The organism is Bradyrhizobium sp. Ash2021 (genome assembly GCF_031202265.1).
Lineage (GTDB): Bacteria > Pseudomonadota > Alphaproteobacteria > Rhizobiales > Xanthobacteraceae > Bradyrhizobium.
In genome coordinates this window covers 1,843,544-1,857,383 of record NZ_CP100604.1, presented here as the reverse complement: position 1 = coordinate 1,857,383, position 13,840 = coordinate 1,843,544, and the positions used below count along the sequence as shown (strand labels likewise).

The window sequence follows — 13,840 nt, the reverse complement described above, 5'->3', positions numbered from 1 at the left end:
ACAGCGGGTCCCGCTACAGCTTCTACAGTATCATTGCGGGCCAACGTACGGACATCCGCCTTCCTTCAAAGGTCGAAATGCTTCTTCCCCCGGAATCGTGCGGACCAACCTGTAGTAATCGAACGGTTCCTTGGACTCGGATGGCGCTTTTACCTGAAACACGTACATATCGCGCATGACCCGTCCGTCCTCTCGTATCCGTGCTCCTTTGGTGTAGAAGTCGTCGATCGGCATCCGCTTCATTTCCGCTACGACGGCCTTCGCCTCGTCTGTGCCTGCATTCTTTACCGCCTTGAGATAGTGCAGTACCGAGCCGTAGACGCCTGCTTGGATCATGTTAGGCACCATGCCCTGGCGGAGCTTCATGAAGCGTTCGCTCCAAGCTCGCGTTTCTGCGTTCAAATTCCAATAGAAGGCTTCCGTCGTGACAAGACCTTGGGCGAGTGTGAGACCCAGGGAATTGACATCGTTTATATTAACGAGAATGCTCGCCAACTTCTGACCAGATTGCGTAATTCCGAACTCGGATGCCTGCTTGATCGCATTGATAGTATCGGCGCCGGCATTCCCAAGGCCGATCACTTTCGCATTAGAAGATTTGGCTTGGAGCAGGAAGGACGCGAAATCGCTGGTTCCCAATGGATGGCGGGCGACGCCGACGACCTTTCCGCCACTGGCTTCAACAAAGGAACGCAAATCTCGTTCGATCGAATGGCCGAATGCGTAGTCGGCTATGAGCAAAAACCAACTGTCTGCTCCCTCTTTAACCAGTGCCGATGCGCCTTTCGCCAACGCGTAGGTATCGAACGTCCACGCGATTGCATTCGGGGAACATGCCTTTCCGGTTAGATCGGAAGAGCCGGAACCTGAATTCAAGAATACCCGGTTTTTTGTTCGAGTCAGTTCTTGGATCGCGAACCCCACGGATGAGGTGGGCACGTCTGCAATCGCGTCAACGCCTTGGCGATCGATCCATTTTCGCGCGATCGACGAGCCGACGTCCGCTTTGTTTTGATGATCGGCAAATATAATCTCGATAGGTTTGCCGAGGACGGTCCCCCCAAAGTCTTCGACGGCCATCTGCGCAGCAATGACTGATCCCCGGCCTGTAATGTCAGAATAAACGCCGGATTGGTCGTTCAGCACGCCGATGCGGACCACGTTGTCTGAGATCTGGGCCAGAGCCGACGCGCATCCGCCCAATACTCCACTTAGCACTGTCAAAATTCCGATGAATCTGTCGATCCTCATTCGTCTCTCCCCCTGCATGCATGATAGCCGTGGATCCGGCCGCCGCTGACGCCGGTTGGGCAGCGCGGCGGCCAGAAACCGCTCGGCGTCAGGCCGCGTCGAAGTAGGCGGGTTTGCCTGCGATCCAGAATTCACCCCATAGCCGGCCACCGCCGTCGACGTTCAACGTTTCGCCTGTAATGAATTTGCCGGAAGGTGCCGCCAGGTAGACCATTGCTTCGGCGACGTCCCAACCCTCGCCGCGTCTCAACATCGGGTTCGAGCGGTTGAGCATGTCGAGGGCCGCAGGCGGATAATTGTTGAGACCTTCCGTCTCGATGCCGCCCGGCGCGACGCAATTGACCCGGATGTGGAACGGCGCCCATTCGACAGCGACGGTGCGCGTGAGCGCAGCAACGCCCGCTCTAGCGGCACACGTGTGCGCAACACCCGGCTGTCCCCGATCGACGACGGTTATTATGTTGACGATCGAACCCGGCCGGGAACTGTCTCGCCAGTGGCGGCCAGCCGCCTGCATCATGTTCCAGGTGCCGGTGAGATTGGTTTCGATGACGGCATTCCAGCCTTTGGCGGCGAAGTCGATCGCGGGCTGCGGAAACTGTCCGCCGGCGTTGTTCACCAACACGTCGATGCCGCCGTGTTCGCTGAAGAGCTTGTCCATGAGCGCCGCAGGCTCGTCCGGATTTCTGATATTGCAAGCGAACGTTTCGACCTTAAGTCCCGACGAGCGCATCGGCGCGGCGGTGAGTTCAAGGCGCTCGGGCTTCCGGCCGCAAATCACAACTGTCGCGCCGAGGCGGCCACACAGCCACGCCATGGTTCTTCCGATACCGGACCCACCACCCGAAATCAGGATCGTTTTACCGGCCAGCAGATCGTTGCGGTAAACGCTCTCGCGCTTCGCGAGCTGTTCATCGGTCATTCCATAGACTTGCTTTGAATCCGGCGTGTCGGTGGCTTTGTTCATCTAAGTTGCTCCTTCAAGGGTGGGACGGATGAAGAGAGCTTCGCTCAAACTAAGATTTGACTCAAGGGTAAAAATACTGTCTTGTCGTCAAAGACGCGCGGGTACTACGCTCGAGCGACATTTACGAAATGACGGCATTGCCCGCGCGCCTAGCGCGGTTGCCGAGTGGCTGATTTTTGCGTCGGCCGGAGCGAAGAGGAGCGACTATGAGACTGGGCAGCGTGAATTACGAAATCCGGGGTAAGGTCGCGATTCTAACCATGGATGAACCCAAGAAGCTGAACGCGTTGAGCGCGGGAATAAGAGCAGGACTTCTCGAGGGTCTTGCGAAGGTCGATGCCGACGATGCAGTTCGGGTGGCAATCATCACCGGTAGTGGAGAAAAGGCGTTCTGCGCGGGCGCAGATATTGGAGCGTTCGATTTCGATCCGGAAAAGGCACGTAACTTCATGGCAGAGACCTTCGAACTGCTGTCGGCGCCAGAGAAGTGCAAGAAGCCGGTGATTGCCGCCGTCAATGGCGTCGCTTTCGGCGGGGGCTTCGAGTTGGCGATAGCATCGGACTTCGTCATAGCGTCGGACCGAGCCAAGCTTGCCGTTCCCGAAATTAAGCTCGGATTGCTTCCGGCGTTTGCGATTGTTCGCCTAGCGGACATCGTTGGTCGCGCGAAAGCGAAGGAACTGAGTATCCTCGGCGAGCCGATCGGAGCGGAAGAAGCCCGTGCACTTGGTATCGTTCTCCGCGTCGCGCCGCATGAAAAGGTTCTCGATACGGCAGTCGAGTTTGCCAACCAAATCGCCGAAAGGCCAAGGCTATCCGTGCAAATGGCCAAGTCCTTCTATAATCGTGGCCTAGGTGGCGACGAAATGCGCCACACCCTCGACGGATTTCCATACCTGTTCATGCATCACGACGCTCGAGAAGGGATCGCCTCCTTCAAGGAAGGTCGTCAGCCCAAATTCAAGGAATAAGCGCCCCACGGTGGGCCGCGCGCTCGGTGGCAAACCCAGCAAGAGGAACTCGACACCGATGGCGCCCCCTAGGATTCCTGAGCGATACGGTCATTTCGTGTTCGCCGTTCTCCAGGCCGGCGTAACGACTTGCATAACGGCGGCCGTTTCCTCCAGGTCGAGCTTGGGCGATCCGTCGTTCGGAAAGGTATGGGTCGGTTCTTGGTTACTGTCTTGGGCTCTAATGGTTCCGATCGTCTTGATGGCTGCTGATCCCATCAAGAAATTGGTCCGCTCTATCATGGGCGGCTGAGATAGCTCCGGCCACGAACTCGAGCGCATGGCGTTTCGAGAATGGTCAGGGGCGTGTCGTTCGAGCGGGAGCTCGAACGCAATGCTGTCTCATGGCCGCAGTTGTGCCGCGTAAGCCGCGTTTCCTCCCTAGACTTCCCGGTGGTCGATCGACCACCGGGCTTTTTTCTAGGTAGCACCGCCGTCGGACTTCGGTGGGAGAGACGGGCCTCAGACCTCGCGGGCGGACGTCATTTAATTCTAGCAGTTTGCTGAAAAACTCAGAATAGATGTGACGTTGAGCAACAATCGAATCGAAAAACGGCCGTTTCTTGAATCTATCGTGCGTTTCGCGCTCGGTTCTTGAATCAAAGTTGCTCATGGCCTCCATGAAAACTCTTTTTCCGCAAACTGCTAGGACGCAATGCCGGTGCCGGTTCTGGCTCCGGAGACCAGAGCTTAAAGCTAAGGCTGGTGAAGATATTGTAACCTCGCGTTACCGTCGCCTTGTCCACCGGCATGCCGCCAGCCGCGTCGGCGTGCACATCCGCTACGGCCCAGACGTTCGCCACGCAAGGCCCGAAATCATAACTGAAACGCGCTCCCGCACCCCAGACGTTGTAGCGGTTCACGTTGATCGCATAATTATAATAGGCGCTGGAGGTGTCGTCGGAAACCTGGCCGTAATAGTAACCGACAGGCCCAACACCCAGGCCATCGAACTCGTCCTAAGACGACGCGGAGACGACCTTACGCGCGAGAACGTCATGAAGCAGGCGGCAAGTTTCGATCATGTCTCGTTGGATCTGTTCCTGCCGGGCATCGAAATCAACACGACCCCGACGGACTACGACGCGATCAAAGACATGCAACTCATGCGTTTTGAGGGGGCCTCTTGGAAGCTGATCGGAAAGTTAATTCGGGAGGCTCCAAAAGGGTGATGACCATGCGGCGCGTGCGGAAGGGGCGCTGTTCCGCCGCTCCCAGCCGTCCGACCCTCGACAGGGGCTGGGCTGCCATCATTCAGGAACCGAATATATCAAAGTCGATTCCTGCTGCTACCCGATCGTAAGGGAGCACCGCATGTTCGGCGCTCACGGCGTTCGTAGCAGGCCCGCCCCAAAAAAGCGTCTCCCGGCGACGCACTTGCGTCGAATTGACCCGATCGGGGATTCCCGCACAACCCTAAGGACTTTGAGATGGAAGGTATGCGTTTTCTACCCCTACTGGGACGCATAATGATCGGGCTGCCGTTCCTGTTCAGCGGCTTGGGCAAGGTCGCCAGCTACTCGGGCGTGGTCGCCATGATAGATGCCGCCGGCCTGCCGTTCGCTCCTCCTGGGTGGGTTATTGCGGTCCTGGTCGAAATCGGCGGTGGGCTGCTGCTTCTGCTTGGATTCCGCGTAGGTCCCGTGGCGATCGTCGTCGCGCTTTTCACGCTGGCAACGGCGATCGTCTTCCATCGCAACTTCGCCGACCAGAACCAGATGATCCATTTTCTGAAGAACGTCATGCTGGCCGGCGGTCTGCTGCAAATCGCCCATTTCGGCGCCGGCGCGTTCAGCCTGGATGCCCGCGGGAGCTAGGCCGCCGGCTCGGAGTTCACAAAGGTTGCGTTTCCGAGGGTGACGGTCTTCGCATATACCTTCGTTGTCAGCATTAGGGGACGTGACATGTCGAAATTCGTTCTCATCCACGGTTCGTGGCACCCCGGAGAGAACTGGGGTCCGGTTGCCAAGCGGCTCGAACAGCAGAGCCACTCGGTAGTGGCACCGACGGTGCTTGGACACGGCTTGAACGTCGACAAGCGCGTCGATCACGCCCAGCAGGTCGACGACCTCGTCGCGCAGATCGTGAAGGCCGGCCTGCGGGACTTCGTCCTGGTCGGGCACTCCTACGGCGGCACGATCATCGCCCGGCTTGCGGAGGAAATTCCCGATCGGATTCGCCGGTTGGTGTTCTGGAACGCCTTCGTCCCGGAAAAAGGGCATTCGTTGAACGACGAGGTGCCTCCTCACTATCGCGCGCTGTTCGAACTATGAGCCTCACATGCAACCACTAGGAAAGATTGCACACCTGAACCAACGTCCCTCCAGCTAATTCCAGCGCCTGACGTCGTCGCGCAACAAGTTGAACGAGGTCAGGTGGCAGAGCCAGTTCGTCCTTGAACGCGGGATGTTGGGACAACCTGGACGCCCACGCAGCGAGGCGCGGATGAAGCGCGGCCAAAGGATAACCTGCCAGATCCAGCCTGTTGACGTAGACCAGCCAAGCAATATCGAGGACGGAAAGAGTCTTACCCATGAAATACGGTTGCCCGCTCAGTCGGCGATCAAGCTCGGTGAACGCCTCTTGGAACTTCAGCGCCGCGCTCTGTGCAGCACCGTTCGAGATGCCGGTCTCAGCAACGTCGCGCCAAAACTCGATTTCCACGTCAAGTCGTTTATCGGGTACGCCTCCCACCGTGCCGGTCCCGAGCCGCCCGTAGCGGTCGAGGTCGTCGGAAGATTTGGGAGGGCGCACCGGCGCGATAAGAAAGCGGAAACTGATCGTTCGCAGGTCGAGATGAAGGTCGTTCTCATGCCGGAGTAGCCTGCTGATTTCGTCTCTGGCGGCCGTCGGGATAAGCGCAGGCTCGGGAAACAGGTCCTCTAGATAAACGAGGATATCGTTGCTCTCGATGTGGACTGATCCGTCGTGCACCAGAACGGGCACGAGTCCGCGAGGATTTATTCCAAGAAAATACTCGCTGATGTTCGCGTTCTCGGAGATATTGATATGGTGCGGGACGTATTGAATGCCCTTGTAATTTAGGAACATGCGCACTTTCTGGGAGCAGGATGACGTATGAGCATGGAATAGATGTAGTCCGCGCAGGCTGAGGACTTCCCGCGTCTTTATGTCGGCGTCGTGTAATCGCATGTTCTCCACCCTTACCGGCCGAAGCCGAACAACGCTACTACGCCATGCTGGAACAACCGGCCATGGCGGCGTAACTTAAACCAAATTGCCTCCGGCAAACCCGGCGCGGTTCACTGATCCGCTCGATGCGTCGCCCACCAAACGGTTGAAGCTTGAGAAAAACCCGTCGGCCATCTTTGCAGCAACAGGCTCGATCAAGCGAGCCCCCAGTTGCGCAAGTTTGCCGCCGATCTGGGCATCGGCGCTGTATCGGAGGAGGGTTCCGCCATCCCCATCTTCCAACGTGACACGGGCTATCCCCTTACCGAAGCCCGCGGCCAAACCGCCTTGGGCTTCACCACTGATGACATAGCCGTTGGGCGGATCGATTTCCGATAAGGTAACCCTTCCCTTGAAACGTGCCTTTACCGGCCCGATCTTCGCAGTAACGGTGGCTTCGAAGCTGTCCTCACCGGTTCGCTGCAAATCTTCGCAACCGGGAATGCACGCGCGCAGAACTTTCTCGTCGTTCAACGCCTCCCATACTGTTGAGCGAGAAGCCGGAATTAGTTGCTCACCTTGTAACTGCATCGTTTCACCTCAGATGACGCTGCACGCTTCTGCAAAAGCCAGACGCGGGCTCCGCGGAAATAGTTTCGAAGGATCGCCATAGCCGATACCGCAGAGGAAATTGACGCGGACTCGCTGGCCGGAGAAAAACGCCTGCTTTATCTTTTGCGGATCAAAGCCGGACATCGGCCCGCAATCGAGGCCCAGCGCACGAGACGCCATAATCGAGTAAGCTCCCTGCAAACTGCTATTGCGGAACGCGGTGTCCTGGATCAATTCCGGCTTGTCATGGAACAACTTCGTAGCTTCCGGCTTGTGCGGGAAGAGCGCGGGTAATTTTGCCGCGAAGTCGAGGTCGTAGCCGACAATCGCAATCACCGGCGCGGTACGGGTCTTCTCCACATTACCTGGGCTCACCGCCTCGACGACTCGTTGCTTTGCGGAATCGCTGAGTGCAAAAACAATGCGGGCCGGCGAGCTGTTCAGGCTTGTGGGACCAAATTTCATCAGATCATAGAGCTGGCGCAATTGCGCTTCGGTCACTGGCTTGTCCTGCCACCCGTTATGGCTGCGCGCCGAGTTGAACAACAGGTCGAGCCCTGCTTGGCACAAGGACATGACGATCAAGCCTCTTGGGCAATAGGGTTGCGCAATACGCCAAGGCGCTCGATGGAGACTTCGCAGATGTCGCCCGGCTTCATCCAAAGGGGCGGCTTCCGTACTGCGCCGATCCCGGAAGGCGTTCCCATCACCAGAAGGTCGCCGACTTCCAGTGTCATGCATTCCGAAAGCAGAGCCACAGTCTCCGCCACGTCGAACACCATGTCGTCGGTCTTGGCGTCCTGCACCAAATGGCCGTTCAAGCGGGTTTGGATCGTGAGGCCCTTCGCTCCGGGCGGCAGTTCGTCCGCGGAAACGAATTCGGGTCCAAAGCCGCCGGTGCCGTCGAAGTTCTTGCCCACGGTCCACTGCGGCGTGCGGGTTTGATAGTCGCGAATCGAGCCGTCGTTGAACACGCTGTAGCCCGCGATGTGCGACAACGCCTCGTCGCGCGTGATATGGCGACCGGTTTTGCCGATGAATGCAACCAACTCGCCTTCGTAATCCAGCTTATCGGAGCAACGCGGCCGCATCATAGGATGCCCGTGGCCAACGAGCGACGTTGCCGCACGAAGGAACACCACCGGATAGTCCGGCTTCTGAAGTCCCGCTTCGGCGGCATGATCGATGTAGTTCAATCCGAGGCAGATGATCTTTCCGACACGCATTGTGGGTGGCAACAGCGCGACGTCTCCGGCCGGCCGCCAGGCATTCTTCGGCGCACCGCCAGCCAATCCTGCCAGTCGATCCAGCTCGTTGGGCCCCTGTCGCAATACGTCTGCGACGTCTGCTGGCTGGTTCGGCTCGAGTTGCGTCAGATCCAGGAGCCGGTCACCCACGCGCAACCCGAGACTTTTTTTCCCTGCATTGTCGAAGACCATGAGCCGCATTTAGTCGTTCCTCCAAAAACTCATGCCGAAATGGCCGCGGCCACCGCTCGCCGGGCCAACACCGAAACCAAATTGGCCCGATAATCTGCCGACGCATGGAGATCGCTGTTAAGACCATCTGAGTCCACCGTGATACCGACGAGCGAAGCCGGCGAGAATTCGCGTGCCAGTGCTGCTTCGAACGCCTTTTGCCGAAACACTTTCGGACCGGCACCCGTCACCGCCACAGCTATGCCGGCTGGCCCCTCGGAAACGAACACGCCGACCACCGCGTAGCGCGAAGCCGGATTGCGAAACTTGATGTAGGCGGCACGACGAGGCATCGGAAAATCTATTCGTGTCAGAATCTCGCCGGGCAATAGCGCCGTCGTGAACAGATCGACAAAGAAATCGTGAGCGTCGATCGACCGCCGATCGGTGATCATCCGGGCATCCAACGCAAGAGCCGCCGCCGGCAGATCGGCCGTCGGATCGTTGTTCGCGAGCGAACCGCCGATAGTGCCGCGATTGCGGACGAGCGGATCGCCGATCATTGCAACCATGCGCGCGATCGACGGCAGTACGGTCCGTACGAGCGGCGATTCCACGATTGCCGCGTAGCGTGTCATGGCTCCGATCGAAATAACCTGCCCAGTTCTCTCAATTCCAGTCAGTTCCGGAAGGCCGGCGAGATCGATCAGCGCCGACGGTGACGCCAGCCGTTGTCGCAGGGTCGGGATCAGAGTCTGGCCGCCAGCCAGCAGCTTGCCGTCCGCCTCCTGCTGCAGGAGCGCGGAAGCCTCGGCCAGGGTCTTCGGACGATGGTATTCAAACTCGTGCATCGAGTGTTCCTCAGCCGCGCATAGCGACAGCGCCGGCCTGAATTGCCGTGACGATATTTTGATAACCGGTGCAACGGCAGATGTTGCCGTCCAACTGATGGCGCACGGTTTCTTCATCAAGATCGGGGAAATGCCGGACCATGTCGATGGCGTGCATCACCATACCCGCGGTGCAGAAACCGCATTGCAGACCATGGTGATCGCGAAACGCCTCCTGCATCGGATGGAGCTTTTCTTCGGTACCGATCGCCTCGATGGTCAAGACCGTGGCACCATCGGCTTGCACCGCAAGGACAGCGCAGGATTTCACACTGCGGCCGTCGAGATGCACCACGCATGCGCCGCACTGGCTGGTGTCGCAGCCCACATGTGTTCCGGTCAGTTTCAGATGGTCGCGCAGGAAGTGCACCAACAGAGTTCGGTTTTCGATTTCGCGTGTTTCGCTCGTCCCATTCACGTTGATCGTTACGTTCCGCATGATAACACTCCTCAGATGAGACCGCTGTAGGAACCGCCGTCGAGTTGCAGATTCTGGCCGGAGATAAAGCCGGCCTGAGCCGAACAAATGAAAGCGCAGGCATCGGCGAATTCACTCGGCAATCCGAAACGCTTGGCAGAGATGGTTTCGGCAATTTGACTGCGTGCCTCCTCCATCGAGATGCCTTGCTCCTTCATCATCCGTTCAGCCATGAAACGCTGGCGTCCAGTATCGATCCGCTCCGGCAACAGATTGTTGATGGTGACGTTGTCGCGAGCTGCCTCGTGCGAGATCGACTTGCACAATGCAGTCAGGCCGGCGCGGGCCGCCGTCGAAAGACCCATGCCGGGGGCAGGCGACTTGACCATAGCCGACGTAATGTTGACGATGCGGCCGAAGCGCCGCGCCCGCATGCCCGGCAATAGCGCCTTGATCAGCAGGATGGGCGCCAGCATGTTGCTTTCCAGTGCAGCGATCCAGGCGGCCCGATCCCAGTCCTCGAGCTTTCCGGGCGGTGGACCAGCATTGTTATTGACCAGTATGCCGGCTTCGGGACACGCATCGATCAGGCGCTGGCGCCCCTCTTCCGTGGCGATATCGGCGACCACCGCATGGGGCCGGCGACCGCTCGCAGTTTCGATCCGCGCCGCGGCTTCCTCTAACGGCGTTTTGTTGCGTCCATTGATGTAGACGCGCACGCCTTCACGCGACAACGCCGTGGCGCAGGCTTCGCCAAGACCCCGCGAGGAGGCGCAAACGATGGCCGACTGGTCTTTTAGTCCGAGGTCCATGATTTTTCTCTACCGTGTGAGCGCGCCGCGGCGGAGCTGTGCTGGCAGACGCTCGTCGTTGCCAAGCGCAACGCTGCGGATTGCGGGATTGTCTTGCGGCTGATGACCGATTTGCATCCTGGGCGCGGGCACGGGCTGGACGGTGTTGCGCAACCGGCCGACTCCGGTGATCTCCACCTCGACGACGTCCCCAGCGGTCATTGGACGCGAGTTGGCCGGAGTTCCGGTCAGAATCACGTCGCCGGCTTCAAGTGTGATATGCCGCGCCAAATCGGCAATCAGGTAATCGATGCCGAAGATCATCTCGGCGATCGGAGACTCCTGCACCAGACCACCGTTGAGGTAGGTGCGCAGTGTGGACTGGCGAACATCCAGACCCCGGACAATGCCCGGACCGAGCGGGCAGAATCCATCGGCGCCCTTGACGCGGACCATGCCTCCCATATCGGCATCACGCATATCGTGCAGGCTGACGTCGTTTGCGACCGTGAAACCGGCAAGGCAGTCCCACACCTGCTCCGGCGCGACGTTGCGCATCGGTCGACCGACAATCGCGGCCAGCTCCCCTTCATAATTGAGGAATTTGTAACCGTCGGGAAGGCCGATCTCACCATCATGATTGTTGATCGCCGAAAGCGGCTTCTGAAAGAAGGTGGGTGCCTGCAGCCCGTCGGTCTTGCCGAGCACCTCGAAATACCGCGACATGTAGTTGGTGTGCACGCACAGGATTTTGGTCGGCCGACACGGCGGCAGATGCTTCACCTCGTTCAGCGCAACCACACGGCCGTCGTCGAGCCGTAAGCCGTCCGAAGCCGGAACGGCCCATTGGGGGCTGCCACCATGCAGCACCCGCCGCCGTTCGATGCGGTTGCCTTCGAGAACGTTCATGCCGCTGCCTCCGATGCGGAGCGGATGGCATGCCACACGCGATCGCTGGTCGCCGGCATGTCGAACCGCAGCACGCCCGCGGCTTCAAGCGCATGCATGATGGCGTTCATCACTGCCGGGAGTGAGCCGACGCAGCCGGCCTCGCCGGCGCCCTTTGCACCAAGGGGGTTCAGGCTGGTCGGAACGGGATTGCTTTTCACCGTGATGTGACTGAACAGATCGGCCCGCGGCATCGCGTAGTCCATGAAGCTCGCGGTCAGAAGCTGACCGGACTCTTTATCGTAGACGACACGTTCCATGAGAATCTGACCGACGCCTTGGGCAATGCCTCCGTGTATCTGCCCCTTCAGGGTCATCGGATTGATCACAGTTCCAACATCGTCGACGATCACGTAGTTGAGCAATTTGACTTCGCCGGTTTCCGGATCGATCTCGACTTCGCTGATATGGCAGCCATTCGGGAACGTATCTTTGGCCGGCGCATAGGTTGCCGATTCATACAGCCCGCCATCAAAACCAGGCGGCAGCTTCAGGGGCAAGTATGAGGCGACCGCGACGTCCTTCAACGTCATCGAGCGATCGGTCCCCGTCACGAAGAATCTACCGTCGGAAAACTCCAGATCCTTCGCATCGGACTCCATCAAGTGTGCGGCGATACGCTTGCCCTTTTCGACGATTTTCTCCGCGGCGAAATGTATTGCTGAACCGCCCACCACTGTGGAGCGCGAGCCGTTGGTGCCCATTCCAAAGGCCACCTGATCGGTGTCGCCGTCGACAAAATGGACGTCGCGTGGGTCCAGCCCCAAACGCTCATGCAGTATCTGTTTAAAGGTCGTCTCGTGTCCCTGCCCTTGATTCTTGGTGCCCATCAGCAATTGCGCGCTACCGCTCGTGTCGAAGCGGATCTCCGCAAACTCCGATTGGGTCGGGGTCGCGGCTTGCTCAATCGCGTTTGCTACACCAATGCCGCGCAAGAGGCCGCGCTCCAGCGACACTCGACGACGGCATTCGAAGTTGGCGTAGTCACCCACTTCGAGCGCGAGATCGAGGTTTCCTGGAAAGTCGCCACAATCGTAGTAGCACCCCAGCGGGTTCTGATACGGCATAGCGGCCGTTGGGATAATATTGAGACGCCGCAATTCGAGGCGATCGATCTTCAGCTCGCGCGCCGCGTCGTCGATCAGGCGCTCAATCAGGTAGATCGCCTCCGGCCGGCCGGCACCGCGGTAAGGCGCCGTATTGCTTGTGTTGGTCAGAACGCCGATGACCGCGACGTATGCGGCTGGAATGTCGTAGACGCCCGTCACGGTCCCGATCATCATCGAGGGCACCAGCAGACTGCGGTCGGACGCAACGTACGCGCCGATATTTCCGACGAGCTTCAGCCGCAAGCCCACGAAGCGATAAGCCTCGTCGAGCGCGAGCTCGATTTCACCCACGCTGTCGCGGCCGTGTTCATCGGCGAGAACGGCCTCGGAGCGATCGCAAGTCCATTTGACGGGCCGGCCAAGTTTCTTGGCTGCCCACAACACCAGGCGATGTTCGACATATTGCCACCCCTTGCTGCCGAACCCGCCGCCGACATCACCGCTAACGACGCGAATCCTGCTTTCCGGCACACGGAAGACTGCACTCGCCAGCATGTTGCGGACTCGATGCGGATACTGGCAGTCGGTATAGAGGGTGTAGCGTTCATCCCCCGCATCATAAGCGCCCAGCGCGCCACGGGTTTCCATATACTGCGCATGCACCCGCGTGATGACATAGCGTCTCTTAATTACATGCGCCGCCCGCGCGAAGGCTGCCGAGGCCGCGTCCTTGTTGCCTTTCTCGGAGATGTTGGAAATGTTGTCTGGACACTTGTCCCAGACCCGCGCGGCGCCAGGCTGGTCGGCCTCTGCCGTTGAGGTGACAGCCGGCAGCGGTTCATAATCTACGCCGATGAGCTCTGCAGCATCCTTCGCTTGCGCCAGGGTCTCAGCGACAATCAGGGCAACCGGATCGCCGACATAACGGACACGATCAACCACCAGAGCGGGACGCTGCGGCGCGAACATCGGCGAGCCATCGGGCCGTTTACGCGGGATCGTCGCCTTTGGCATTCCAAGTCCGTCCGCCGCGTAATCCGCCCCGCCATAGACCGCGAGCACACCCGGCGCCGCTTTGGCCGCGGCGGTATCGAGCTCAAGGATACGGGCATGCGCATGCGGCGATCGGAGCACCACTGCGTAAGCTTGACCTGGTAGATTGCGATCATCCTGGAACCGGCCGCGTCCGCGCAGCAGGCGCGAATCTTCGAAGCGTCGAGTTGGTTGTCCGATACCGTATTTTTCCATGCGAACGCCGCTTCCGCGTTGGGCAGCCGGAGGAGGCTCCCGCTGATAGACTTCTGATCCCAATTCACCACACGAGCGCGAATCAGTCAACTAAATAATCGATTGT

At 59.1% G+C, this 13,840-nt stretch carries 17 protein-coding genes and 1 pseudogene; 5 read left to right on the top strand and 13 right to left on the bottom strand.

What is annotated here, in order from left to right; genetic code table 11:
• Positions 1-30: 30 nt before the first annotated feature.
• Both NL528_RS08880 and NL528_RS08875 read right to left on the bottom strand, forming a co-directional pair.
• Entirely contained in the window at positions 31-1,251 is a 1,221-nt protein-coding gene (locus NL528_RS08880; RefSeq protein WP_309182210.1) for an ABC transporter substrate-binding protein, read from the bottom strand.
• Positions 1,252-1,339: 88 nt separating this feature from the next.
• Positions 1,340-2,218, bottom strand: coding sequence for an SDR family oxidoreductase (locus NL528_RS08875; RefSeq protein ID WP_309182211.1), 879 nt, complete (start codon positions 2,216-2,218; stop codon positions 1,340-1,342).
• A gap of 206 nt (positions 2,219-2,424) precedes the next feature.
• On the opposite strand from NL528_RS08875, the gene NL528_RS08870 reads away from it, so the two are divergent.
• Positions 2,425-3,189 carry an enoyl-CoA hydratase/isomerase family protein gene (locus NL528_RS08870; protein ID WP_309182212.1) on the top strand — a complete coding sequence of 255 codons (765 nt, stop codon included), beginning with the start codon at positions 2,425-2,427 and terminating at the stop codon, positions 3,187-3,189.
• 58 nt (positions 3,190-3,247) lie between these two features.
• Positions 3,248-3,481 (top strand): DUF2798 domain-containing protein, encoded by a 234-nt coding sequence (locus tag NL528_RS08865; protein ID WP_309182213.1) that lies wholly within the window; start codon positions 3,248-3,250, stop codon positions 3,479-3,481.
• Positions 3,482-3,827: 346 nt separating this feature from the next.
• Here the strand turns inward: NL528_RS08865 and NL528_RS08860 are convergent, their stop codons facing one another.
• Both NL528_RS08860 and NL528_RS46980 read right to left on the bottom strand, forming a co-directional pair.
• Positions 3,828-4,091, bottom strand: coding sequence for a hypothetical protein (locus tag NL528_RS08860; RefSeq protein WP_309182318.1), 264 nt, complete (start codon positions 4,089-4,091; stop codon positions 3,828-3,830).
• A gap of 3 nt (positions 4,092-4,094) precedes the next feature.
• Positions 4,095-4,172: pseudogene (locus NL528_RS46980) on the bottom strand (hypothetical protein); the annotation flags it as partial.
• A 54-nt stretch (positions 4,173-4,226) separates the two neighbouring features.
• Here NL528_RS46980 and NL528_RS08855 point away from each other — a divergent pair.
• From NL528_RS08855 to NL528_RS08845, 3 genes are all read left to right on the top strand, one after another.
• Entirely contained in the window at positions 4,227-4,400 is a 174-nt protein-coding gene (locus NL528_RS08855; protein ID WP_309182317.1) for a hypothetical protein, read from the top strand.
• A 297-nt stretch (positions 4,401-4,697) separates the two neighbouring features.
• Positions 4,698-5,045, top strand: a complete 348-nt coding sequence (locus tag NL528_RS08850) for a DoxX family protein (RefSeq protein ID WP_309182316.1) — start codon at positions 4,698-4,700, stop codon at positions 5,043-5,045.
• An 87-nt stretch (positions 5,046-5,132) separates the two neighbouring features.
• Positions 5,133-5,501 (top strand): alpha/beta hydrolase, encoded by a 369-nt coding sequence (locus tag NL528_RS08845; RefSeq protein WP_309182315.1) that lies wholly within the window; start codon positions 5,133-5,135, stop codon positions 5,499-5,501.
• A gap of 16 nt (positions 5,502-5,517) precedes the next feature.
• Here the strand turns inward: NL528_RS08845 and NL528_RS08840 are convergent, their stop codons facing one another.
• From NL528_RS08840 to NL528_RS08800, 9 genes are all read right to left on the bottom strand, one after another.
• Positions 5,518-6,279 (bottom strand): glutathione S-transferase family protein, encoded by a 762-nt coding sequence (locus NL528_RS08840; protein ID WP_309182314.1) that lies wholly within the window; start codon positions 6,277-6,279, stop codon positions 5,518-5,520.
• Between the two features lie 177 nt (positions 6,280-6,456).
• The gene (locus NL528_RS08835; RefSeq protein ID WP_309182313.1) at positions 6,457-6,951 is read right to left on the bottom strand and encodes a carbon monoxide dehydrogenase subunit G; all 495 of its coding nucleotides are present in this window, start codon (positions 6,949-6,951) and stop codon (positions 6,457-6,459) included.
• A 9-nt stretch (positions 6,952-6,960) separates the two neighbouring features.
• Positions 6,961-7,548, bottom strand: coding sequence for a malonic semialdehyde reductase (locus tag NL528_RS08830; RefSeq protein WP_309184835.1), 588 nt, complete (start codon positions 7,546-7,548; stop codon positions 6,961-6,963).
• 5 nt (positions 7,549-7,553) lie between these two features.
• On the bottom strand, positions 7,554-8,411 hold the full coding sequence (locus NL528_RS08825) for a fumarylacetoacetate hydrolase family protein (RefSeq protein WP_309182312.1): 858 nt from the start codon (positions 8,409-8,411) through the stop codon (positions 7,554-7,556).
• 29 nt (positions 8,412-8,440) lie between these two features.
• A complete protein-coding gene (locus NL528_RS08820) occupies positions 8,441-9,241 on the bottom strand; it encodes an FAD binding domain-containing protein (RefSeq protein ID WP_309182311.1) in 801 nt (266 codons plus the stop codon).
• Between the two features lie 10 nt (positions 9,242-9,251).
• Positions 9,252-9,719 (bottom strand): 2Fe-2S iron-sulfur cluster-binding protein, encoded by a 468-nt coding sequence (locus NL528_RS08815; RefSeq protein ID WP_309182310.1) that lies wholly within the window; start codon positions 9,717-9,719, stop codon positions 9,252-9,254.
• A gap of 11 nt (positions 9,720-9,730) precedes the next feature.
• Positions 9,731-10,510, bottom strand: coding sequence for an SDR family oxidoreductase (locus NL528_RS08810; RefSeq protein ID WP_309182308.1), 780 nt, complete (start codon positions 10,508-10,510; stop codon positions 9,731-9,733).
• A 9-nt stretch (positions 10,511-10,519) separates the two neighbouring features.
• Positions 10,520-11,398 carry a fumarylacetoacetate hydrolase family protein gene (locus tag NL528_RS08805; RefSeq protein WP_309182297.1) on the bottom strand — a complete coding sequence of 293 codons (879 nt, stop codon included), beginning with the start codon at positions 11,396-11,398 and terminating at the stop codon, positions 10,520-10,522.
• Positions 11,395-13,734: a xanthine dehydrogenase family protein molybdopterin-binding subunit gene (locus NL528_RS08800; protein WP_309182296.1), complete on the bottom strand. Its 2,340-nt coding sequence runs from the start codon at positions 13,732-13,734 to the stop codon at positions 11,395-11,397. Before NL528_RS08800 ends, NL528_RS08805 begins: the two co-directional genes overlap by 4 nt.
• Positions 13,735-13,840 lie beyond the last annotated feature (106 nt).

What these genes read in the sequence shown, in the direction of transcription:
- NL528_RS08880 (WP_309182210.1), bottom strand. Translation starts at nt 1,251, where the DNA reads ATGAGGATCGACAGATTCATCGGAATTTTGACAGTGCTAAGTGGAGTA.
- NL528_RS08875 (WP_309182211.1), bottom strand. Translation starts at nt 2,218, where the DNA reads ATGAACAAAGCCACCGACACGCCGGATTCAAAGCAAGTCTATGGAATG.
- NL528_RS08870 (WP_309182212.1), top strand. Translation starts at nt 2,425, where the DNA reads ATGAGACTGGGCAGCGTGAATTACGAAATCCGGGGTAAGGTCGCGATT.
- NL528_RS08865 (WP_309182213.1), top strand. Translation starts at nt 3,248, where the DNA reads ATGGCGCCCCCTAGGATTCCTGAGCGATACGGTCATTTCGTGTTCGCC.
- NL528_RS08855 (WP_309182317.1), top strand. Translation starts at nt 4,227, where the DNA reads ATGAAGCAGGCGGCAAGTTTCGATCATGTCTCGTTGGATCTGTTCCTG.
- NL528_RS08850 (WP_309182316.1), top strand. Translation starts at nt 4,698, where the DNA reads ATGATCGGGCTGCCGTTCCTGTTCAGCGGCTTGGGCAAGGTCGCCAGC.
- NL528_RS08845 (WP_309182315.1), top strand. Translation starts at nt 5,133, where the DNA reads ATGTCGAAATTCGTTCTCATCCACGGTTCGTGGCACCCCGGAGAGAAC.
- NL528_RS08840 (WP_309182314.1), bottom strand. Translation starts at nt 6,279, where the DNA reads ATGTTCCTAAATTACAAGGGCATTCAATACGTCCCGCACCATATCAAT.
- NL528_RS08835 (WP_309182313.1), bottom strand. Translation starts at nt 6,951, where the DNA reads ATGCAGTTACAAGGTGAGCAACTAATTCCGGCTTCTCGCTCAACAGTA.
- NL528_RS08830 (WP_309184835.1), bottom strand. Translation starts at nt 7,548, where the DNA reads ATGTCCTTGTGCCAAGCAGGGCTCGACCTGTTGTTCAACTCGGCGCGC.
- NL528_RS08825 (WP_309182312.1), bottom strand. Translation starts at nt 8,411, where the DNA reads ATGGTCTTCGACAATGCAGGGAAAAAAAGTCTCGGGTTGCGCGTGGGT.
- NL528_RS08820 (WP_309182311.1), bottom strand. Translation starts at nt 9,241, where the DNA reads ATGCACGAGTTTGAATACCATCGTCCGAAGACCCTGGCCGAGGCTTCC.
- NL528_RS08815 (WP_309182310.1), bottom strand. Translation starts at nt 9,719, where the DNA reads ATGCGGAACGTAACGATCAACGTGAATGGGACGAGCGAAACACGCGAA.
- NL528_RS08810 (WP_309182308.1), bottom strand. Translation starts at nt 10,510, where the DNA reads ATGGACCTCGGACTAAAAGACCAGTCGGCCATCGTTTGCGCCTCCTCG.
- NL528_RS08805 (WP_309182297.1), bottom strand. Translation starts at nt 11,398, where the DNA reads ATGAACGTTCTCGAAGGCAACCGCATCGAACGGCGGCGGGTGCTGCAT.
- NL528_RS08800 (WP_309182296.1), bottom strand. Translation starts at nt 13,734, where the DNA reads ATGGAAAAATACGGTATCGGACAACCAACTCGACGCTTCGAAGATTCG.